This is a genomic window from Ignavibacteriales bacterium, assembly GCA_015709675.1.
Classification (GTDB): domain Bacteria; phylum Bacteroidota; class Ignavibacteria; order Ignavibacteriales; family Ignavibacteriaceae; genus H2-BAC3.
Genome location: CP054182.1, coordinates 789,184 through 812,321, shown reverse-complemented (window position 1 = coordinate 812,321; position 23,138 = coordinate 789,184). Strand labels below are relative to the sequence as shown.

The following is a 23,138-nucleotide window of genomic DNA, read 5'->3' as shown; positions in this document are numbered from 1 at the left end:
TACTATGAAAAAACGCATCGCGAAACTGTATATCCTGACAATTATTGTCATTATTCTTTTCATTCTCACAGCCTGGAACTGCGGACGCAAAGAGCCCACAACCGCGGCACCTGCTCCTCCGGTTTCCTCTGAAATGAAACCGGAAACGTTCTACTCACTCACCGTATCTGAACCATCAGGGCTGGTATATAACAAACACACCAATACTCTTCTCACCGTTTCAGACAGTCAGCCGGATATTTATGAAATTTCCCTTACCGGCAGCACATACGGCACCATCCCGGCAAACGGCACCGATATGGAAGGGGTAGCACTTTCCGTCACGGGAGATACTCTTTATTTTGCAGAAGAGCGGATAAGAAGAGTCTCCGCAATTACCCGCAGCGGTTCCCTTCTCAGAAGTTTTACCATCAACGCCGGTTCCCCTGGCAACAGCGGACTCGAAGGCATTACGGTTAATACCGCAACCGGCCATTTATACATTATTAACGAAAAAGACCCTGTTATGCTGTTTTGTTATAATGATACCACCGAGTTGTGGCGGAAACCGCTTAGTTTTACTTCTGATATTTCCGGTATTTGTTATGACGAAACCACTGGCGCTCTCTGGATAGTCAGTGATGAATCAAGAAAAGTTCTGAAACTTACACTCACTGGTGAACTCATCGCATCATGGAATATTCCATTTTCGAAAGGGGAGGGTATAGCCATTGCGGGGGATAAAATTTATATCGTAAATGATCAGGAAAACAGGATGTACCTTTTTTCCAAACCAGTTAATTAACTATAAAACGTACCTTATTAAGGATAACAACAATGAAACATTCACTACTCCGTTCAGCACTCTTTGCAGCAGTGCTTATGATTCAGACGGGCTTTTCACAGACTGCCGTGATGAATGAAATTTATTCACGGGGAACAACAGAAGCCCCCGACTGGATTGAAATATATAACCCCGGTCAGACTCAGATTGATATTACCGGCTTTAAGATTTATGACAGCGGCGGACAGGCCGGAACCAAACCAAAAAAGGAATTCCCTGCAGGAAGCATCATTCCCGCAAACGGATTCCTGGTAATTGTAACTGACGATACTGCGGCAAGCGGATTCGGACTCTCAAGCGGCGGTGAGAAAGTCTGGCTCGAAAACGCAACCGGTACCGTGATTGATACGGTTACTTTCTCTGCAATGGATGTTACTCAAACGTACGGCAGATATCCTGATGGTTCTGCTAACTTTAAACTGCTGAATACCATCACCAGAGGCACATCAAATGTTCTGTTTAAGATGAATGAAATTTATTCCCGCGGAACTACCGAAGCTCCTGACTGGATTGAAATATATAACTCATCAGCAGCTCCGGTTGATATCACCGGATTCAAAATTTATGACAACGGCGGCATGACCGGAACAAAGCCAAAGAAGGAATTCCCTGCCGGAAGCATTATTCCCGCGAACGGATTCCTGGTAATCGTAACTGATGACACCACTGCAAGCGGATTCGGACTTTCCAGCGGCGGAGAAAAAGTCTGGATTGAAGACGCAACAGGACTGCTTCTTGATTCAGTTGCTTTCACCGCTATGACCGAAACACAGTCATATGGCAGATATCCCGACGGTTCCCCTTTCTGGCAGCTCCTGAATACCATTACCAGAGGCTCTGCTAATATCATTACCAGCATTGAAGATGAAACCGTTGTTGATAACTATTCACTAAGCCAGAACTATCCAAACCCGTTTAATCCCTCAACAACCATCAGATTCACGCTGAAATCAGCCGGCTTTGTCACCCTGAAGATTTATAACATCCTTGGCGTGGAAGTAAGTACCCTTATCAGTGAAACCATGAATGCAGGAGCACATCAGGTTACCTTTAATGCCGCCGGACTTTCAAGCGGTGTTTATTTTTATCAGCTCACATCAGAGAATTATACCGAAACCAGGAAACTGAATCTCCTAAAATAAGTTCTTTCCTCTCTTGATACAGGGAGGCGGATTGTACCCGCCTCCCTTCTTTATATATACCTCTTCCTCCGGCGTGGGTATTGCGGCACCCGCCACCGGTTACTGAACCCGCTCTGTTTTCTTTCCCCCTTTTTCCTTATTTTTTGCTTACACTTCAAACCAAAGAGGAACAATCCTGAAAAGGCAGATGTTTTATGATTATACGACTAACAGCACGAAATCTCATATTTAAGCCGCTGACCCCCGAAACGCTTGAGGATTTTGAAACCCTCTTCGGCAGCAACGGCGCATGCGGAGGATGCTGGTGCATGAACTGGCTGATTGGTAAAAAGGAGTTTAATGAAGGGAAAGGGAGCACTAATCGCAACCGGATGAGACGCTTAGTGCGCTCGGGTAAAGAGCCCGGTCTCCTGGCATATTACAACGATGAGCCGGTCGGCTGGATTGCCGCTGCCCCGCGGCTGGACTATGATTACCTCAGCCGGAGCAGAGTTCTGAAACCGGTTGATGACAAACCGGTCTGGTCAGTAAGCTGTCTCTTTATCAGAAAAGACTGCCGAGAAAAGGGGTTAAGCGTCCAATTACTAAAAGCCGTAAAGAAATTTGTAAAGGAACGGGGCGGCAATATTGTTGAGGGCTACCCCTATGAGCCAAAAGGAAAACTCCCCGGCGCTTTTGTCTGGACCGGCCTGAGCAGCGCATATCTCAGGGCGGGTTATAAGGAAGCAGCACGGTTTTCTGAGGCACGGCCTATTTACCGGGCAAAGGTGTGAACTAATGTCGTTAATTTCAGTATATATTCACATAGTCTGGAGCACAAAATTCAGGGAAAAATTTCTCGATACGCCTGAATTACGCACCGCGGTATGGAATCACATTCTCTGCAATGCCCGGGCTAAAGAGATTCACCTTGATCACGTCAACGGCTACTCGGAACATTGCCACTGTCTGGTATCGCTTAAACCGACACAAAATATATCAGAGATTGTACGGTTGATTAAAGGAGAATCATCCAGATGGATTAACGAGCAAAAACTGGTAAAAGGTCATTTCCGCTGGCAGGAGGAATATTTTGCCGCATCGGTAGCACAGGACCATCTTGACCGGGTCCGCAAATATATACAGAATCAGGAAATCCATCATACCCGCGAGACCTTTGACGCGGAATATGACAGATTCATAAAATATCACGGATTTCAAGGATCCGAAAATCTATGATTTATTCCAAATCATGATTGGAATTTTTTATTTGTGGCATTTGGGGTTGATTGATTTTAATTTTAACATTACAGATCCACCAGCTAAAGCTGGTGGCTATTGAATTATTTGCATTCAATAGCTCCCGGTTTTAACCGGGAGCTTGTCTCCCGGTTTTAACCGGGAGCTTGTCCGATCAAATGTATTTCACGGGTTTTACCGGGCACCTAATAAATGCAACCGGATAAAATCAATTAAATTATTTACATTCAATAGCTCCCGGCTTAAGCCGGGAGCTATTGAGCAAAACTGATCAAATTTACCGAAATTACCTGTTACATATATTATGTTCAACAAACAAATCGTTAATAATTTATTTTTTATCATCCTTCTCTTTCTTTTGAGCTCATGCTCAAATGAGGCAAAGAAAAACAATATATCAACACAAGGAGATGCAGTGTCAGATTCATTACAAACAGCTACATTCGGAGGCGGATGCTTCTGGTGTGTGGAAGCGGTATTCGAAGAAGTAAAAGGCGTTCATTCCGTTATATCCGGATATGCGGGCGGCCATAAAGAAAACCCGACTTACAACGAGGTCTGCGATGGTACCACCGGCCATGCCGAAGTATGCCAGATTCATTATGATCCCGCGGTTATCAGCTATGATCAGCTGCTTGAAATTTTCTGGAAAACTCACGATCCCACCACACTCAACCGTCAGGGGAACGACGTTGGCACCCAATACCGCTCAGTTATATATTATCACAATGATGAGCAAAAACAGCTGGCTGAAGGGTATAAAAAGAAACTGGACGAAGCAAAAATCTGGACGAACCCCATCGTCACCGAAATTGAGCCTCTCACAAAGTTTTATCCTGCTGAAAACTATCATCAGGATTATTACAGCCAGAACGGTATGCAGCCCTACTGTGCTTTTGTGATTACCCCGAAACTGGAGAAGTTCAGAAAAGTCTTTAAGGACAAACTGAAATAACCTCCTCAGTGATCTCGGTGAAGAGTCAGCAGCTTCGCTATCAGGCCGGTCCATCCGGTCTGATGTGAAGCGCCAAGCCCCTCGCCGGTATCCCCGTTGAAATATTCATAAAAGAGTATATAATCCCGGAAATGAGGATCCTCCTGCAGTTTCCGGTTATCTCCAAATACTGCCCTTCTTCCGTTTTTATCGCGGAGAAAGATACGCGCGAGCCGTTCTGAAAGCTCACTTGCCGCCTGCTCGATAGTAATAAACGTACCGGAGCCCGCCGGATATTCTATTTTAAATTCATCGCCAAAATAGTGATGAAACCTCTGCAGCGATTCAATAATAAGAAAATTCACCGGAAACCAGATGGGTCCCCGCCAGTTAGAGTTTCCGCCGAAAAGCCCCGTATCCGATTCGGCCGGTATATATTTCACCGAAAATGAGCCTCCTCCGGCGTGGAGTATATACGGATGCTTCTCGTGATGTTTTGAGAGTGCACGCACGCCGTAATCAGAGAGAAATTCCGTTTCATCAAGCATCCTCACCAGCAGTTTCTTAAGACGGTGTCCTCTCAGCAGCGAGAAAAGCCGTCTTTCCCCTTTCCCCTCAACAGTCCATCTGCTCACTAATCCCGCCAGATCTTTCCGGTAATTAAGAAACCACTCCATGCGGCTTGCGAACCCCGGTGCATGACTGATAATCTCCGGTTCAATTACTTCAACAGCGAAGAGCGGTATCAGTCCAACCATGGAACGGACCTTGAGCGGCATCACGCGGTCCCCCGGCATGTGCAGTACATCATAAAAGAACGCATCGTCATCATCCCAAAGACTGATTCCTTCTCCGGCTATATTGGTCATTGCTCCTGCTATATATAAAAAGTGCTCAAGAAATTTTGAGGCAATGTCTTCATAAACAGGATTTTTGCCTGCAAGCTCAAGCGAGATTCTGAGCAGATTAAGGGAGAACATTGCCATCCAGCTGGTGCCGTCCGCCTGCTCAAGATGTCCTCCTGTCGGCAGATCCGAACTGCGGTCAAAAACACCGATGTTATCCAGCCCAAGGAATCCCCCCTGAAATACGTTCCTGTTGTTTTCATCTTTCCGGTTCACCCACCAGGTAAAATTGAGCAGCATCTTATGGAGAATACTTTCAAGAAAATCAGTATCGCCCTTGCCGCCATTCAGTTTCTGGTCTATTTTATATACACGCCAGGCAGCCCATGCATGCACAGGAGGATTAACATCCGAGAAGTTCCACTCATACGCCGGAAGCTGTCCGTTCGGATGCATATACCATTCACGCGTAAGGAGCTTTAGCTGATCCTTTGCAAACTGCGGATCTATCATTGCAAGAGGAATGCAGTGAAATGCAAGGTCCCAGGCGGCATACCACGGGTACTCCCACTTATCGGGCATGGAAATTATATCGGCATTATTCAGATTAAACCAGGTATTGTTTCTTCCGAAGTTCCGCTCCGGGGGAGGAGGAGGCTGACCCGGATCACCCCGGAGCCACTGGGACACATCATAATAATAAAACTGTTTTGTCCAGAGCATCCCCCCCCATGCCTGCCGCTGTATATTGCGTGCATCCCTGCCTGAGGTATGAGTCTGCAGTTCACGGTAAAACTGGTCTGCCTCTTTTATCCGTTTGGTAAAAACCGCGTTAAACTGCGCAAACGGCTTCTTTACCGTGCCTGAAGTAAGCCGCAGCCGGAGTTCTTTTTTTCCGCCCGCGGGCACGGTTACTGTATATATCAGCCCCGCTTTGCTCCCACGCTGCTGCGGATTTACCGTCTCATTATTCCCTGAGATAACATAATCATTTATGCCATCCTTAAAAAATCCATCCTTCTTCACCCCGTACAGCCGCTTAATATTTGTCTCATTCTCACAAAACGCGGGCACCGCCTCACCTTCATAATACAGATGTTTTTCTCCCATGGAGCGGTGATGTATATATATATCCCCGTCATTCTGAAGCTGCATTTCAGGCTTGTATTCATCCTGCCCCCATGACCAGCGGTTGCGGAACCAGAGCTGCGGAATCAGATACAGTGGAGCATCCTGCTTTCCCCTGTTTTCAGCAGTTATGCGGATACAAATGTCAACCGGTCCGGCTTTTGCATACTCGATGAATACATCGAAATATTCATCATTATCGAATATGCCGGTATCCATCAGCTCATATTCCCGTTCGGAGCGGTTGCGCCTGCGGTTGGTATCAAGAAGGTCTTCGTATGGAAATCTGTTTTGCGGATATTTATAAAGCATTTTCATATAGGCGTGCGAAGGGAGCGAATCCAGATAGTAATACATCTCCTTTACATCCTCACCATGATTCCCTTCCGGACCGGCAAGCCCGAAGAATCTCTCTTTGATAAAAGGATCTTTACCGTTCCACATCGCCAGGGAAAAACATAACCGCTGCTTTGCATCAGAGATGCCGCCGATACCCTCTTCACCCCAGCGGTAGGCTTTGCTGCGGGCATGATCATGAGTGCAATATGACCAGGCATCACCTCCCCGGCTGTAATCTTCCCTGACAGTGCCCCATTGCCGGTCAGAAAGATAAGGACCCCATAATAGCCATTGTTTTCTGTTTTCCGGAAGCAGACGGATTTTTTCTTCGTTCATTAACTGCCGCTCTTATTATTGTGAAAAAGTTAACCGGGAGAAGGAACCGATACAGGAGCTTTCCTGCACTTCTGCAAGATACTCAAATTTTTGATTTTTCCATGATGCCGGGGCAAGTCGGCTGATTTCACAGGTGATTTTCCCTCTGCCGGCAGCAGCAGTATTCCCCGAACATAAAACAGCCGGAGGGGGGTCCTCCGGCTGCTGAGAAGAGTATATAAGTTCCGTTTATTTAATTACCATGCCCGGGAGCTGTTTGCTGTTATCCCACCGGGTTACCTTATTTGATACCGGTTTCAGGGTTGCAAGGTATTCATAAATGGCTCCGAGATCATGCTCGGTCATGCCTCCGTACATTGTCCAGGGCATCACGGTATTAAAGTCATATATACCATTGACTGCAATATTCATGGCGCTGTCGGTTGAGAATGATTTGAAGCGGGCTACAAACTGTTCTTTGGTCCAGCTCCCGATTCCGGTTTCTTTGTCGGGTGTTATATTGGCTGATGCAAGCAATCCGCCCGGCATCTGGAACGTAAATCCGCCGGCAAATTCCATACCGGGGAGCGGTGTTCCTTTATCTGCAGGAGTGTGGCAGTCGCCGCAGGCAGCTATGGTGGTCAGATATTTTCCGTAAGCCACGATATCAGCGGTATCCTGCTCCGGAGACGGATTATACTTTTCCAGCGGAATGGTTTTTACAATCAGGTTCATCGGGAAGTTCAGTTCCGATACCGGAACAGCATTCTCAATCGGCTCAAGCGAGCGTATATACGCAATAATTGCTTCAGCATCGCTCATGGAAAGTTTACTATATGAGGTATAAGGCATCAGCGGAAAAAGCGCGCGGTGTGAGGCGGTAACGCCCTGAGTAAATGCTCTGAGCAGTTCTCCGTCAGTATAGCTGCCTATGCCGGCGGGAGTAATATTCGGCGCGTAAATGGTCCCCGGCACTCCGCCGATCTGCTCATTAAACATATCCCCACCTTTGCCTTCAGTACCCTTGACCATCGGACCGGAATACTTCGACCAGTCACGCGATGAGTGGCAGTCCATACAAACGGTTACATGGTTAGCAAGATATTTGCCCCGTGCAATCTGCTCCGGAGTCATCTGAACTTTCAGTTTAACCGGCTCGCTGACCTTTGGATAGGCGGAATTAAACCAGAGCAAAAATGCTCCGGCAAGAACAACTAAAACGAGAACGCTGATACCAAGTATCTTTAGTACTTTCATGGTTATGCCCTTTTATTTGATGAGTGTTTTTTAAAGACGAAATAAGAAAGAAGTTGTTCAGGAAGACAGATGGAAAACCCATGAAATCCGGAGGAAAACATACGGGTTTTTCAGGAACCTGGCAAGAATTCTTCTGAATCAGAGCAATCGGTCTGTTGACCGGAAAAAATGCGTGACAAGCGGTATTTCATTCCTCCCCTGCTTGCACGCCGGAAATGCAGACAATCTCTTCATACCGGAACTAACCGCTCCGGTTTTCGAGGGCTGCTTTTCACCCGATACAGTATTCTGCGCATACAGCAGGCAACGCAGACTGCCCGGAAGCTGTAGAATATTTTTACAGAACATATATATATTTTCAACAATATATATAATGCTGAAATCGTCAGACTCTAAAAGCCAGTTTTTCCGCGGTTTATTATTTGAACTTACCGCGGAATTTTATAATTTGCCGTACGGCTATAAAAAATGACAGAGACTGCGTTACATATTCTTTCGGGAAGAGAGCGTTGATTCATCCGGGCGGACAATCAGCGGCAATACCATCACACTCAGGTATTGCCACGGTTCTGCAATCAGATGCATCAGGGTTTAATGTTCCGCTGTTACTCATATCTCAGCCGCATCAGTACTGCCGGCCTTACATTCAGCAAATATCTTATTCTGCAAGCCGGCTCCTTTCTTATTTCATAATAATCCAGGAACAATACTATGTTGCTACGCATTTCAATTTTTCTTCTCATCTTTTTTTCTGTTCTTTACCCCCAGAGCATTAACGATCTGATTCCAAAAGGAACGGCATTCTTCATTCAGTCCGCTCAGAATGAAGGAAAGCCGGGCGGATACTGGGATATAAGCGGCGGTGAAGATAAAATCCGTACCGGCGCTGAAATTCAGGTATATAATCTCGAGAAAAATGAAAAGGACCGGCGCTATGCAGTAAAAAATTCGCAGACCCCGGGATATGTAAACATCCATATAGCAGGTGTCGCCGGAAATATCTGCGTTAAGGGGAACTCTTCAAAAAACGGCACCAAACTTGCTCTTGCCCAGCCTTCTTCCTTTCCTGAACAGAACTTTACGTTCCGCTATGTGGGGAACGGAAGATTTAAAATATATAACCAGAACGGATCACTGATTACTCTTGCCGGAAGAAAATCCTCCAACGGCAGCGATCTGGTGATGTGGGAGGACCACGAAGGGCTCTTCACCGAATGGCTGCTGATTAATGTTGAAACAGGAAAGCCGCTCAACCTTGATGCTGAAATCAACAAACTCGCCGGCGGCACAGGAGACAAGATTGAGGATGCCGGAATCGTATATATACAGTCAGCTCTCAGCTACGGAAAAAATCTGAACGGCTACTTTGACGTTCCCGGTGTTGCGGAGGCTGTGAACGGCAATAATCTGCAGGTTTACTGGCTCAGTGATTTTAATGATGACCGGAAGTATCAGATTATTCCGTCAAACTCAAACATACAATATTACAGCATCGCTCTCGCTGAAAACAATACCCTGCTGGTTGATGCAGGAAATCCCTCCTCCCCTGCCGGCACAAATATCTCGCTTGTTGACATGAACAACAGTGAGGGTCAGAACTTTTCTTTCAGACACCTGGGGAACGGACGATATAAAATTGTCGCCCAAAACGGAAAAGTGATTTCCCTTGCAAACCGGACCGATGCCAACAGCAGCAATATACAAACAGGTGTGGATGAGTCCGGCGCATGGACTGAATGGTATCTGATTGATGTAAATACCAATCAGCCGTATCTTCCCAAACAACAAAAAGGGGGCGATCCTGATATCTCTTCCGTTGTGCTTTCTCCCGGAAGTGATCCGGATGCTGCATCACTCGCTGCTGAGATAGATAATATGTACCGTGAAATCGGCGGTGTTGAAGGCAAATCAGCTTCGGTTGTTAAGAATCTTCTTAAGTCAGGTAACGCGCTCAGTGATGCCCGAAATGTTTCGATTAAGGTCAGTTCGCTCAATTCTAAAGTGAATGACATTAATGATGCAATAGTTGTTTTTGAACGGCTCCCGTTTATCGGCCCCGCTGTAAAAGTAATGTCAACATCACTTGATTATTCCGGCAAGCAGCTGGAAAGAGTTGATGCGGCACTCGGAGCAATTAAAGATAACGTTATAGAGCCCTCCGTGACTAACATGCAGACCGCCATGAGGCAAAACATTCTTCTTAATTCCCAGATCAGGTATCTGAAACAATATCTCGTTGGAGTAAAACAGCAGATTTCAGGTCTTTCAAAAGACGGCATATCATATTCAAAGAATGATTTCGCGGTAATGCGTCAGAAAATTTCTGAGCTGACTCTTTCATTCTCTGCGCTTAATAAAAGTCTTTCTGAAACAGAAAAGAACTGTAAACTCATTAACAAGATTGATGCCCCTGCCGAAAAAATTGTAAAAGGTGTGAAGGGATTTGATAAGTCCATCAAGCAGGTTGATAAAATAGCCGACGAGATTAACAAAGTGCTTGATAAACGCTTCAAAAAAGAAATAGCAAAAGTGAAAATTAATATCAGCGTGAGAGATGTGCTTGAGGGAGGCAAAGTCGGTAAAATAGCGGAAAAATATGTGGGCGACTTTGTTGAAGATGCACTTAAACCGGTACTGAAAAAACTTAAAATTAAAATGCCTGAAGTACCCGGCGCTGATGAATTCAAAAATCTTCTGACTGAAAGTGTTGAAGTTACTAAAAAAATCAGAGGTGAAAGTGCTTCACTTGATGATTACAGCGCAAAGATTGCCTCTCTTATTGCTTACAAACCGGTTCAAATGGCCAACTGATAATTTTCTGATCTTTAAAACCCCGCTCCGGCGGGGTTTTTGTTATATTATTGGATATCGGTTTGTTTACCGGTGCTCAGATATTCTGAAGCGCACTCTGGTCAGATTGTCAGTTTGAATTATTACTTATACTTAATCTTAATTAAGCTTAAACTTCTTGTGCCTGAATATGCATGTCGTATTTTTGTGTATTCATAATACAATTTTGTACTCTCATGAAAACACCTGTACCTCTTCCGTTTTTCGTTCTTACCCTGATTTTATTCACTTTACCGCAATATATACTACCGCAGACCGCCGGAGAAGCGGCACTCGGCACACGCAAATATGAGGATTATCAGACTCCCCAGTTTTGCGGCACCTCCTGCCACACTGATATCTACCAGCAGTGGAAACAGTCCATGATGTCCCAGTCCTACACGCATGACTGGGATGAGGTTGAGTATTTCAAACTGGCTGTTCCTCATGCAGAAAAAGATGCAAAGGTTGCCGGTGTGAAAGCCGGCTGCAACGGCTGCCACGCACCTGTTTCTTTCCTGGCAGGTGATGTGCCCCCTCCCAAACCGGAATTCAACAGCCGTGCCAACGAAGGTGTCTCTTGCGATGTCTGCCATACGGTTACCGGATATGAAGGAGATACTCCCTATAATTTTAACTTTATCTCTTCCCCCGGAAAAATAAAATACGGCCCTCGCGGCGGCACCAACTCACCCGAACATCAGACCGTGAAATCTGACTTCCTTGCAACAGGTGAGTTCTGCGGCACCTGCCACAATGAGAAAAGTCCATACGGTGTATGGGTTAAATCCACTCATCTTGAATGGAAGGAAGGCCCGTATGCAAAGCAGGGAGTTACCTGTCAGCAGTGCCACATGACTTATGCTGAGGGGAAATCCGCTTCAATGGGCAAGACCTATCCCGATGTTCGCCAGCATCTGTTCCACGGCGCGCATGATAACGGAAAAATAGCCGGTACCATCGAACTGCGCATCCACCCTGATATCAATGAAGCTGAACCGGGTGATAAAGTAAAATTCACGGTAGCGCTTTTTAATCAGAAAACCGGACACAAGTTCCCCAGCGGCTCTGTTGAAGACCGCATCGTCTGGATGCATGTAGAAGCCGTTGACGCGAACGGCAATATATATCACCTGAAGGTTGACAAAAAAGGATTCCCCGGCGAGGAATATACCATCGGAGCGGATGTGCTTGCATACCAGGATATGGGTATCGCGCTTAATGATCCAAACTTCAGGGGATTGCAGCGGGACGGTATTCCGGTTGGCGACCGTATTTTCCGCATGGCCTATTTTGATCCGCAGGGACGCATGACCATTCAGCAGTGGAACACAGCATCGCTCGGCGTAGATTACCGTTTCGGCCCGAGAGAAACCAAGCTTGAGACTCTTACATTTAATCTGCCTGATAATATACCTCCCGGAACGCTGAAGGTTACAGCAGTGCTGAATTATCAGAAATTAGTGAGGCCGGTAGCTGATTTTCTCGGAGTCCCCGATGAAGCGGAAATCGTGATGGTCAACAAACACGCAACACAGATTCAGGTTTTACCATAACACCAAAGGAACACTTATGAAACATTATATATACTTCCTGACCGGACTGGTCTTTCTCGCAGGCCTGCTGGCTGAAACTCACGCCATTCCTGCCTTCGCCCGTAAATACAGCATGTCATGCAAAACCTGCCATGCACCCGCTCCCAAACTCAAAGACTATGGCGAAGAGTTTGCTGCAAACGGTTTTGAACTGAAGGACAAGGAAGCACCCCGTTACTATCAGGATACCGGCGATGATCAGGTCTCTCTTATCCGCGATTTTCCCCTGGCCATGCGCTTAGAGGGGCATGTGACCTATAATCAGGACCAGTCAAAACAGTCGGATTTTTATGCTCCCTCAGTAGTTAAACTGCTTTCGGGAGGCGCACTTTCCAAATATATGTCGTATTATTTTTATTATATACTGGAAGAAGGGCACACCGGAAAAATTGAGGATGCCTATCTGATGTTCAATAACATCGCGGGGCTCGAGCTTGATATATATCTCGGACAGTTCCAGGTATCCGATCCTCTGTTCAAACGGGAAGTTCGTTTAACGAGAGAAGATTATCAGATATTAAAATTTGCTCCTTCTGCATCGCAGATAAATCTCACTTATGACCGGGGCATCATGGTTAATTATTCGCTCCCGACAGGAACGGATATTTTTGTTGAACTGGTGAATGGTACGGGTATCGGCGTTCCGGGTCCTGCCGGGACGTTTGACTCAGATCCTTTTAAGAACTTTATCGGCCGCATTTCACAGGATCTGTTTGAGGGAGTAAGAATCGGCGGATTCACCTATCTCGGTGCCGAGCGTCAGCGTTTCTCTGATAATGGCATCACTATGTTCGGCCCTGATCTTACGCTCAATGCTGGTAATTTTGAACTGAATACGATGTATCTGAGCAGAACAGATGATGCCACCATGTCCGGCGGTTCTGTAAAAGAAATAAAAACACAGGGCGCAATGGCTGAACTGATATATATGCCAAACGGTGATGACAGCCGTTTTTACGGCGTCGCAGTATTCAACTGGATTGAATCAGACGAAACCTGGCAGAACCACCGCAGTGCTGCCCTTCACTTCGGACATGTTACCCGCAGAAACATCCGTCTTGTTGCGGAATACGGATACAACTTCACGCATAAGTATCCTTCATTCAGTATGGGATTTGTTTCCGCGTTTTAGTATTTCACAATACATGGTTGCGTAGATACACGCCGCGGCGTGTATCTACAAAGCCAGTAAATCCAGGGGAAATGAATGCATCGTTGAACACGATTAGGGGATAGGCAGGATTAACAGGATGAACCGCCCCGCCATTGTTCATTGTACATTGTTCATTGTGTTTTCCGATCCTCTTTAATCCGCGGGCGATGTACGGGAAGTTGACACAATTTAAGGGATAGGCAGGATTAACAGGATGAACCGCCCCGCCATTGTACATTGTTCATTGTATTTTCCGATCCGCTTTAATCCGCGCTGCTTGCATCCGTATCATCCGCGGCCCATCGGGCAGTTGAACACGATTTAAGGATAGGCAGGATTAACAGGATGAACCGCCCCGCCATTGTACATTGTATTTTTCGATCCGTTTTAATCCGCGCTGCTTGCATCCGTATAATCCGCGGCCCATCGGGCAGTTGAACACGATTTAAGGATAGACAGGATTAACCGCCCCCCATAGTAAAATGTGCAAGCAATCAGGTAATAATGTAAATTATATTTGCCAAATTGCCTATATTTGTAAAACATAATTTACATTAGGTGTGTGAAAAATGCTCCCTCTCAAAGTTTCCAAAACTCTTAAACTCCTGGGTGAAAATATTCAGCTCGCCCGTCTTCGCAGACGGCTCAGCATGGCACAGATTGCTGAAAGAGCCGGAATAAGCCGTCCGACACTTACTGCTATCGAAGCGGGTAAACCCAACGTAAGCATCGGTAATTATGCAATGGTGCTTTTTATACTCGGATTGCTTGATGATCTCACCGCCGTTGCCCGCGATGATGTGTTTGGCAGAAAACTACAGGATGCGGGAATTATTGTTAAAAAACGTGCTCCCGGGAAGAGAAGGTCTGATAATGGCTAAATCACGGAGAAGAAAAGAAATTCTGGTGTATGCTGACTGGATACCCTTCAAAAAACCAGAATTAGTGGGATATCTCTATGCTGAGATTGTAAGAGGTAGTGAGATATTCTCGTTTGAATATTCAGCAGGGTGGCTAAAAAACAACTCTGCACTTTACCTGGATCCACAATTGCAAAACTATTCAGGAACTCAATATCCTCAGTCCGGACACTCGAACTTTGGAGTTTTTCTTGATTCGTCGCCAGATCGCTGGGGCCGCCTTTTAATGAAACGCCGCGAAGCGATTACCGCCCGTGAAGAAGCAAGAACTCCCAATACATTATCTGAATCGGATTTTTTACTTGGTGTTTATGATCAAAGCAGAATGGGAGGGCTTCGATTTAAATTGAGCGAAGACGGTGAGTTTATCAATTCAGATCATCAACTTGCTGTTCCTCCCTGGTCTTCGCTCGCGGAATTGCAGCACGCAAGTTTTATGATTGAACAATCTGATGAATATGAAAGTCTGGAATACAAAAAATGGCTTCTCCGGCTTATTGCTCCGGGTTCTTCACTTGGCGGAGCCCGCCCCAAGGCCAATGTGGCTGATGCTGAGGGAAACCTTTGGATTGCCAAATTCCCAAGCTCTCAGGATACAAAAAATATCGGTGGCTGGGAGATGGTTATTCACCGGCTTGCAGAACAGGCTGGTATATTGTTGCCTCCGGCACAAGCTATTCCTTTCAGCAATGTGCATCATACTTTTCTGGTAAAACGGTTTGACAGAGCGGATAACAAGAGGATTCATTTCACATCGGCTATGACATTGCTTGGGTACAAAGACGGTGATAATTTTTCAGCAGGAGCAAGCTATCTTGAAATGGCTGATTTTATTAAGCGATTTGGCGCTCAGGTCAATTTTAATCTTGAAGAACTCTGGAAAAGAATTGTATTCTCCGTTGCTGTCGCAAACACGGATGATCACTTGAGAAATCACGGTTTTCTCCTTACCGCCGATGGATGGATACTTTCACCAATGTATGATGTGAATGCAAACCCGGCAGGGAACGGCTTGAGTCTCAATATTTCTGAAAATGATAATACCCTCAGTTTCGATCTTGTACTTGAAACCGCGCCATATTATAAGGTTGAACAGAAAAGAGCGAACGTTCTGATAAAAAAAATACGTGAAGCAGTAAGCAACTGGCACCATATAGCCGCCCGGACAGGAATTCCAAAATATGAAATTGAAGAAATGGAACCCGCTTTTAGATTTAAACCCTGAATTATCATATATAGACAGACGGGTAGAAGCCTGCGAATTTGTTACGCGCCGCAAATTGGTTAAAACCGGATTAAAAGATTAACAGGATTTTTATGCTTTCCATAGAACACTGGAGAAGACAGTCTATTATCAGCCTTAACAAAGGTATAGAAGATGCCTTTCAAACTTAAAACTTCTTAGACAGTTTGTATCTGTCTGTACGAAGGTTAATCCATTTCTGAAATTGTTCATTGTGTTTTCCGATCCTCTTTAATCCGCGCTGCTTGCATCCGTATCATCCGCGGACCATCGGGCAGTTGTACACAATTAAAGGATAGATAGGATTAACAAGATAAACCGCCCCGCCATTGTACAGTGTTCATTGTATTTTCCGATCCGTTTTAATCCGCGCTGCTTGCATCCGTATCATCCGCGGCCCATCCGGGAGTTGAACGCGATCAAAGGATGGACAGGAGTAACAGGATTGACCGTTCTGTAAATTGTACATTGTTCATTGTACATTATTTTTTTACCTATATTTCATCACCATCAAATTATCTTTATTAAACATGAACGACATAAACAAAGGTATTATCGCCACGGCTGTAGGCGGTATTTTTCTGCTTATTGCAGTGTTGATTATCAACGATACACTAAGAGACCGCAATAAGGACAGCCAGACCATCAATGTGACCGGCTCGGCCAAGATGGATATCGTATCCGACCTCGGATTCCTTGCCGCAACGGTTTCCTCACAGTCATCCTCTCCGCAGGAGGCCTACCGTCAGATGAAAAGCCAGCTCAGTCAGGTACTTGTTTATCTTGAGGGAAAGGGCTTTAAGAAGGATGCTGTATCACTTTCACCGCCGTCCAGTTATGACATCTTCGAAGTCTCCGCCAGCGGCTATACCACACAGAGGGTCATCGGCCGGAACTACTCTCAGCGGTTTGAAATTAAATCCGCCGACGTTCAGCTCATACAGTCAATTTCTCTGGAAATTGTCTCGCTGATCGAAAAAGGAGTAAACGTGGTTACCGAACCGCCCCGCTTCATATATACAAAGCTCGCGGATGTGAAGATTGAAGTGCAGTCAGAAGCTGCCAAAGATGCCATGAACCGGGCTAACCGGGTGGCATCAGCAACCGACCGCACGCTGGGAGAGCTGCGCAATGCCCGCATGGGAGTACTGCAGATTACTCCGAAGAACTCCAACCAGATTTCCGACTATGGCATAAATGATGAATATTCCATCGAGAAGGAAATCACAGCCGTGGTAAATGCTTCTTTTGTGATTTACTAAGCATTCAGGTTTTTCACCCCGCTGCTTAACCGCCCCTCTTTTGACCGGCGGTTTGTCTGAATTTACCCCCGGAGCGGAAAACCCGTTCCGGGGTCATTTATCTCCTTCTGATGCCGGTTAGCGCTCAAAGTCCTGTTTTTCTTTGGATTCCACCCCTGAAAGTGATATTTTACGGCCGGCAGTAAAGGTTTCTAAGTTAACCTCCTTTACGCCAGGACCAGGTAAAACAGGAGTTTTGGGTTATGTTTGAAACAGTATTAAAGGAGGGTTTCCTCCTGCTGAACATAAAACCGAAAAGAGCAACCGCTGATATCGCTCATGAGTTTAAAGATTTGCTCACTAAACTGATTGAAGATCAGGATATCAGAAAAATTGTTGTTGACTTTTCGCAGGTCATTTTTATTGACAGTTTTTTCCTTGGCGCTATGGTTTCCTGCACCAAAAAAATCCGGCTCAAGGGGGGAGATCTCCGTATTTCAGGGCTTAACCAGACCATAACCCCGATCTTTAATCTGATGCATCTGAATGATGTATTTAAAATTTTTGATGATGCTTCCCAGGCAGAAGCAAGTTTTTCAGAGGCCTGAACCCGCCCCCACGGGCGGATTCATATATACCGGGGCCGGTGAGTTGTCTCCTGCATGATGTCAGTTTTTCATGCAGGAATTTTTTTGAGCAATAACAGTACGTATGGACGAAACGGGCAATCCAAATATTCAGGAGACTTCTTCTCCGGCTAAACTGCTGGAATCCATTCCGGCGGGGATTCTTGCGTTCGACCGCAATTTCATCATTACTTTCCTCAACGATAATATATACCGCTTTAACGTTATCAGTCCGGAAAGCGAACCCGCTCCGGGTGTTTCGCTTCTTTCCGGCATTTTCACCGCGGCATCCGGCATTGAGGAAGAACTGCAGAGGCTTCCCCTTGGCGATGTAATAGAACGGGAGCTGCATTCCTCTGAAACACTCAGCGGTGATGAAATCTCCGTCATGCTTAAAGCCACACCTCTCTTTGAAGGAGAAAACTTTGCCGGCGGAGTTATCCTGATTGAAGACCTTAAAATAAAAGCCCAGCCGGCTGCTGACTCCCACGATTCGGGTGGACAGGGTTCTCTCATTCTTAATGCAATTGCAGATACCATTATCACTTTTGACGGAAACGGAAAAGCTCTTACCGTTTCAGGCAGGCAGGGAGAATGCGGCTGGCTCCTGAAAAAAATTCACCCGGGCGAAACCTACTTCCGCGATGCATTCACCCAGGAACTGCTTGATGAACTTGACAGCAGAAATCTGATTCTTCACGGAGAAAACAAAAAGGGGCATTTCCTTTTTACTGCATATCAGGACGGAATACCAAAAAAAATTGAGACTTCCGTTACAAGTATATATGCTGACCTTCCGGGAAAGATGCTTCACCTGATCCACCTGCATGATGTTACCGGTCTCCTTGGTGAAAGCGAGGAACTGAGGATGCAGATTGAAGAACTCCGCCACTACGAACAGATTACCGAAGCTTCAGCCGATGCTGTGATCACCCTGAGCCGCAGAGGTGATGTTCTGTTTTGGAATACCGCTGCTGCAGAACTCTTCGGCCTGAGCAGATCTCAGATATACGGAAAGAATTTTAACCGCACACTAAGGATTTTTGAACAGGATGAATTTAACTCCCTGATCAGAAACATTACCGTTGATGAGCCGGTTCAGCGGGAGGTCCGCTATTATCTGCAGGAGCGCGAAATTGTTGTTCAGCTTATCTTTTCCCTCCTCTTCCCTGCTGAAGGAAAAGAGGAAATTCTGCTGCTCTGCTCGGATATCACGGAACGGACCCGGCTCTTTGCCCGCGCTGATGAACAGGTAAAACGCCTGCATGAAGTATATAACACGCTGCCCGACATGGTTATCAGATATAACGCGGCAGGACGTTTGCTCACCTGGAACCAGGCATTTGAAAAAACCGCTGGCTTCACGCCTGCCTCCGGAGGCGTTTCCCTCTATGATTTTGTTACTGAAACCCGCCTGGTTTCTGAGATGACCACCGCCAGCACCGGCAAAGAGTTTGTCTCCGAATTTCTTACAGCCGGCGGCAAACCATTTACGGCTCAGGTGCGCGTTTCTGAAGATATACCCGACGAAAAAGGAAACCCCTCCTTTACCGCGGTTATCAGGGATATCACCGCTCAGCTTGTTTTTGAAAAAGAACTCTCCCTGATGCAGTCGGTTTTTGCGACCAGTGAAGACGGCATCGCTATTGAAAGCGAAGGGAAATATATACTTGCCAACGATGCATTCATAGCCATGTTCGGCTACCGCTCTTTTGATGAACTAACCCGCACGGATTACTTCACCATCGTTTCCCCCGAAGAAAAAAACCTGTTTGAACAGTATATACACTCCCGGGCGGCAGGAACAGCGGGGACAAACCGTCTTGAGTTCCTCGGCATTAAAAAAGACGGCGCCCGCTTTCACATTGAGGCCTCTGTGACGCACTTTATGTTTCAGAAGCAGGAATTTACCGTTATTATCGTCCGCGATATATCCGAACGCAAACGCACCCAGCAGGCAATTAAAGAGTCTGAAGAACGCTACCGCAGCATTACCGAAAACCTTGATGATTTCTTCTGGACCGCCGAGCGCTTCAAGGGACAGATGAAAACCATCTTTTACTCAGCCGCGGTTGAAAAGATGACCGGCTACTCGCAGACCGAACTTCTGGAAGATTCAAAACTCTTCCTGAAGATGATTCATCCTGATGATTTCCCCGATGTTAAGGATGACCTGAAAAGATTCTATCAGAACTTTTACAAGAAATCCACCGAACTGGTCTTCCGTATTCTGCATAAACAGGGGAATGTGGTGTGGGTGAGAAATAAACTGACCGCTATCCGTGACCGCAAAGGGGAGATTATCAAAATGTACGGCCTGGTGAGTGATATATCCGCTCAGAAACACGCTGAGCAGGTGCTGCAGGAGTCAGCTGAAAATCTTTCCAAACTTAATGAAGCCAAAGACCGTTTTATTTCCATAATCTCCCACGACCTGCGCACTCCGTTCAGTTCCATCATGGGCTTTACCGATATCCTGATGAATGAGAACGATCTGACAACCGATGATATGCGCAGCTACGTCGGGTTTATTCGCGACTCCGCGCAGAGCATGCTCACGCTGGTGAACTCCCTGCTTGACTGGACAAAGATTCAGACCGGAAGAATAAACTTTGAACCAAACCGGCATGACCTTGCCGACATTGCTTCAAAGATTATCTCGACCGTTCAGGGGGTTGCAATGAAAAAAGAAATTGAGATCATCAGTCATATAGATAACGATATATACGTCTTTGTTGATGAAGGACTGCTGATGCAGGTGTTTAACAATCTGCTTTCCAACGCGCTGAAATTCACCCGCCCCGGCGGAAGAATTGAGATTCTGGCAGAACACTCCGAGCATCCACGCTTCCTGCAGATAACCGTAAGGGATAACGGTGTGGGAATGAGTGAGGAAAACCTGCAGAAACTTTTTAAACTGGATTCTAAACTCACTACCGAAGGAACCGCGGGAGAAAAAGGAACCGGACTCGGCCTTACGCTGGTCTGGGAGATTATTAACCGGCACGGAGGCAGAATCTGGGCTGAGAGCAAAAAGAATGAAGGATCATCTTTCATCTTTACACTCCCCAAAGCTTCAGCTTCTATTCTGCTGGTTGATGACAGTAACACCGACCGCATTCTTTACTCAAAAATCATCCGTAACGTTACGCATGATTATGAAGTGATTACGGCATCCAACGGAAAAGAAGCACTCAAGATAGTTGAAACCGCCGCACCGGCTCTGGTGATTATGGATCATATCATGCCGGTGATGAACGGTCTGGATTTTGTCCGCACCCTGCAATACTCCACCATCAAGGGGAAACCTCCGGTCATTATTCTCAGCGGTGATGTGGGGCAGAGCGAAACTCTTGCTTATAATGATCTGGGCGTTGAATATGTATTCAGCAAGCCGGTTAACCTCGCGCGCTTTAAGGATGCTGTTGAGAAGTGCCTGAAAAAACTTCTCAAATAACGCGCAAAAACCTTGTATATACTAATTTTTTAACTCCGGAAAACCTCCCTTATGAATTCATCTTCAGTTAAACATCTGGTGGCCTGCGCTCTGATTGAAAAGGAGGGGCGTATTCTGCTCGCTCAGAGAAAAGAGGGAATGAAACTCGGACTAAAATGGGAGTTCCCCGGCGGCAAACTTGAAGAGGGGGAGTCAGTTGAAGAGTGTATCGTCAGAGAAATAAAAGAAGAGCTTAATCTGGATATAGCGGTGCTTTACCGGATGAAAGAAAACTATCACTCCTATGAATATGCTGGTATTCACCTTTTCCCCTGCGTCTGTGTTGTGACCGGGGGTGAGCTTCTGTTGCGGGATCATGCTGAGGTACGCTGGATCACCCCGGAAGAAATTTTTAGTTACGATCTGGCGGAAGCTGACATCCCGGTTGCCCGGGCATATCTGGACAGAAACGAAATGTAACCGGGTCTTATTCCGGCTGCTTAGTATTCCCTCTCATAATTTTATAAAACGTAATCGCCGTGAGAGCAATAACACATCCCCACGCAAGAACCATAAATACTACACCGCCGGTTGTCAATTGAATTTCCTTATTAGTTTGTTAATCATACGGTGTAATACGCAAACAGAGGAACTCCGGATTTAGTAATCAACAGATTTTTTTCAGAGCGATGATCGGGAGGCATCCAGCCTGCGGGCGAGACCCTGTCTGATATCATTTGGCCGGTAAGGAATAGTATTCATAATCTCCTTTTTACTATTTTCGCATAAACGAAGAACTCAGCAGAGCAAACAGGAACCACAGTAAGGATTTATCAATGCGAAGATTTACCCCGCCATTATCGCGGTTTAAGGAAAGAACACGCCTTTCACAGAGAGCCGGAATGCCGCCGGAAACTCTGCTCTTCCTGGGTGAAAAAAAACTGGATAAAGCCCTGGTCACCGTTTTCACCTATAATCAGCATGAATGCAGCCAAAGGATTATTGAGTCCGCCAGCGATCTGATGAATGTTCTTCCTAAGCATCAGATGACCTGGCTGAATATTGACGGTCTGCACGACACCGAACTGATTGAAAAAACCGGAGAGGTCTTCGGTCTGCACACCCTGCTTCTTGAAGATATTCTTAATACTGACCTGAGACCAAAAACAGAGATATACGAAGATAAACTTTTTCTCACGGTTAAAATGCTTTCCTTTGATAATGACTCCGGGAGAGTAATAGCCGAACAGGTCAGCTTTGTTCTTGGCAGGAATTTTCTTATCACTTTTCAGGAAGGATTGCAGGGGGATGTGTTTGAACGGGTGCGGGAACGTCTTGACAAAGGAAAAGGTCGCCTGCGCCGCATGAGAACCGATTACCTGCTTTATGAGCTGCTTGATTCCGTGATTGATAATTATTTTATTATCATCGAAAAAACAGGGGATAAACTTGAACTTGCTGAAGCAAAAATACTCGCCTCCCCGCAAAAATCCGTTCTTGGAGAAATCCACAACCTGAAAACCGAACTGATGGAACTCCGGAAACTTGTCTGGCCGATGCGGGAAATTGTCAGCCGGCTTGAACGTGATGAAGGAAACTTCTTTGACGATCAGAACCGCATCTATGTGCGTGATATATACGATCATATCTTCCAGGCAATTGAGACCATAGAAATGTACCGTGATATGCTCTCCAGTCTTCAGGACCTTTACCACTCAAGCCTGAGCAACCGGATGAACGAAATCATGAAAGTGCTCACCATTATCACTACTATTTTCATACCGCTCAGCTTTATCGCGGGAGTTTATGGCATGAATTTTCATTTTATGCCTGAACTGCAATGGCGCTGGGGTTATCCCCTTGTTCTGTTTCTAATGACCGCCGTCAGTTTAGTGATGTTGTATATCTTCAGAAAAAAGCAGTGGCTCTGAGATAATTAGTAATGAGCAATTAGTAATGGAATTGGGGACTGATCTACGCTAATCTGCGGGAAACAAATCAATGTACAATGAACAATTTACATGAGGGAATTAGCAGCGGTTTCTGCGCTGATCTGCGTAATCTGCGGGAAAC

17 protein-coding genes are annotated in these 23,138 nt (G+C 45.9%); 15 read left to right on the top strand and 2 right to left on the bottom strand.

Features of this window, described 5'->3' with window-relative positions:
- Window positions 1-4: 4 nt before the first annotated feature.
- The 5 genes from HRU80_02895 (at window position 5) to msrA (ending at window position 4,159) form a co-directional block, all read left to right on the top strand.
- Window positions 5-784, top strand: a complete 780-nt coding sequence (locus tag HRU80_02895) for an SdiA-regulated domain-containing protein (protein ID QOJ27871.1) — start codon at window positions 5-7, stop codon at window positions 782-784.
- Window positions 785-816: 32 nt separating this feature from the next.
- Entirely contained in the window at window positions 817-1,965 is a 1,149-nt protein-coding gene (locus HRU80_02890) for a lamin tail domain-containing protein (protein QOJ27870.1), read from the top strand.
- A 194-nt stretch (window positions 1,966-2,159) separates the two neighbouring features.
- Window positions 2,160-2,738: a GNAT family N-acetyltransferase gene (locus tag HRU80_02885; GenBank protein QOJ27869.1), complete on the top strand. Its 579-nt coding sequence runs from the start codon at window positions 2,160-2,162 to the stop codon at window positions 2,736-2,738.
- Window positions 2,739-2,742: 4 nt separating this feature from the next.
- Entirely contained in the window at window positions 2,743-3,183 is a 441-nt protein-coding gene (gene tnpA / locus HRU80_02880; protein ID QOJ27868.1) for an IS200/IS605 family transposase, read from the top strand.
- 325 nt (window positions 3,184-3,508) lie between these two features.
- Complete coding sequence (msrA, locus tag HRU80_02875; GenBank protein ID QOJ27867.1) at window positions 3,509-4,159, top strand: peptide-methionine (S)-S-oxide reductase MsrA; 651 nt, start codon at window positions 3,509-3,511, stop codon at window positions 4,157-4,159.
- Window positions 4,160-4,164: 5 nt separating this feature from the next.
- Here msrA and HRU80_02870 read toward each other — a convergent pair whose 3' ends face one another.
- Both HRU80_02870 and HRU80_02865 read right to left on the bottom strand, forming a co-directional pair.
- On the bottom strand, window positions 4,165-6,786 hold the full coding sequence (locus tag HRU80_02870) for a glucosidase (GenBank protein QOJ27866.1): 2,622 nt from the start codon (window positions 6,784-6,786) through the stop codon (window positions 4,165-4,167).
- A gap of 228 nt (window positions 6,787-7,014) precedes the next feature.
- Window positions 7,015-8,022 (bottom strand): cytochrome C, encoded by a 1,008-nt coding sequence (locus tag HRU80_02865; GenBank protein ID QOJ27865.1) that lies wholly within the window; start codon window positions 8,020-8,022, stop codon window positions 7,015-7,017.
- 711 nt (window positions 8,023-8,733) lie between these two features.
- On the opposite strand from HRU80_02865, the gene HRU80_02860 reads away from it, so the two are divergent.
- From HRU80_02860 to corA, 10 genes are all read left to right on the top strand, one after another.
- Window positions 8,734-10,833, top strand: a complete 2,100-nt coding sequence (locus HRU80_02860; GenBank protein QOJ27864.1) for an RICIN domain-containing protein — start codon at window positions 8,734-8,736, stop codon at window positions 10,831-10,833.
- 215 nt (window positions 10,834-11,048) lie between these two features.
- On the top strand, window positions 11,049-12,407 hold the full coding sequence (locus HRU80_02855) for a hypothetical protein (protein QOJ27863.1): 1,359 nt from the start codon (window positions 11,049-11,051) through the stop codon (window positions 12,405-12,407).
- A 16-nt stretch (window positions 12,408-12,423) separates the two neighbouring features.
- Complete coding sequence (locus HRU80_02850) at window positions 12,424-13,578, top strand: hypothetical protein (GenBank protein ID QOJ27862.1); 1,155 nt, start codon at window positions 12,424-12,426, stop codon at window positions 13,576-13,578.
- Window positions 13,579-14,168: 590 nt separating this feature from the next.
- Window positions 14,169-14,480, top strand: coding sequence for a helix-turn-helix transcriptional regulator (locus HRU80_02845; GenBank protein ID QOJ27861.1), 312 nt, complete (start codon window positions 14,169-14,171; stop codon window positions 14,478-14,480).
- Window positions 14,473-15,744, top strand: a complete 1,272-nt coding sequence (locus HRU80_02840) for a HipA domain-containing protein (GenBank protein QOJ27860.1) — start codon at window positions 14,473-14,475, stop codon at window positions 15,742-15,744. Before HRU80_02845 ends, HRU80_02840 begins: the two co-directional genes overlap by 8 nt.
- A gap of 548 nt (window positions 15,745-16,292) precedes the next feature.
- Window positions 16,293-17,024, top strand: a complete 732-nt coding sequence (locus HRU80_02835) for an SIMPL domain-containing protein (GenBank protein QOJ27859.1) — start codon at window positions 16,293-16,295, stop codon at window positions 17,022-17,024.
- Between the two features lie 242 nt (window positions 17,025-17,266).
- Window positions 17,267-17,611, top strand: coding sequence for an STAS domain-containing protein (locus HRU80_02830; GenBank protein ID QOJ27858.1), 345 nt, complete (start codon window positions 17,267-17,269; stop codon window positions 17,609-17,611).
- A gap of 103 nt (window positions 17,612-17,714) precedes the next feature.
- Window positions 17,715-21,086 (top strand): PAS domain S-box protein, encoded by a 3,372-nt coding sequence (locus HRU80_02825; GenBank protein QOJ27857.1) that lies wholly within the window; start codon window positions 17,715-17,717, stop codon window positions 21,084-21,086.
- A gap of 51 nt (window positions 21,087-21,137) precedes the next feature.
- Window positions 21,138-21,545: a (deoxy)nucleoside triphosphate pyrophosphohydrolase gene (locus HRU80_02820; GenBank protein ID QOJ27856.1), complete on the top strand. Its 408-nt coding sequence runs from the start codon at window positions 21,138-21,140 to the stop codon at window positions 21,543-21,545.
- Window positions 21,546-21,901: 356 nt separating this feature from the next.
- The gene (gene corA, locus HRU80_02815; protein ID QOJ27855.1) at window positions 21,902-22,996 is read left to right on the top strand and encodes a magnesium/cobalt transporter CorA; all 1,095 of its coding nucleotides are present in this window, start codon (window positions 21,902-21,904) and stop codon (window positions 22,994-22,996) included.
- Window positions 22,997-23,138: the final 142 nt, after the last annotated feature.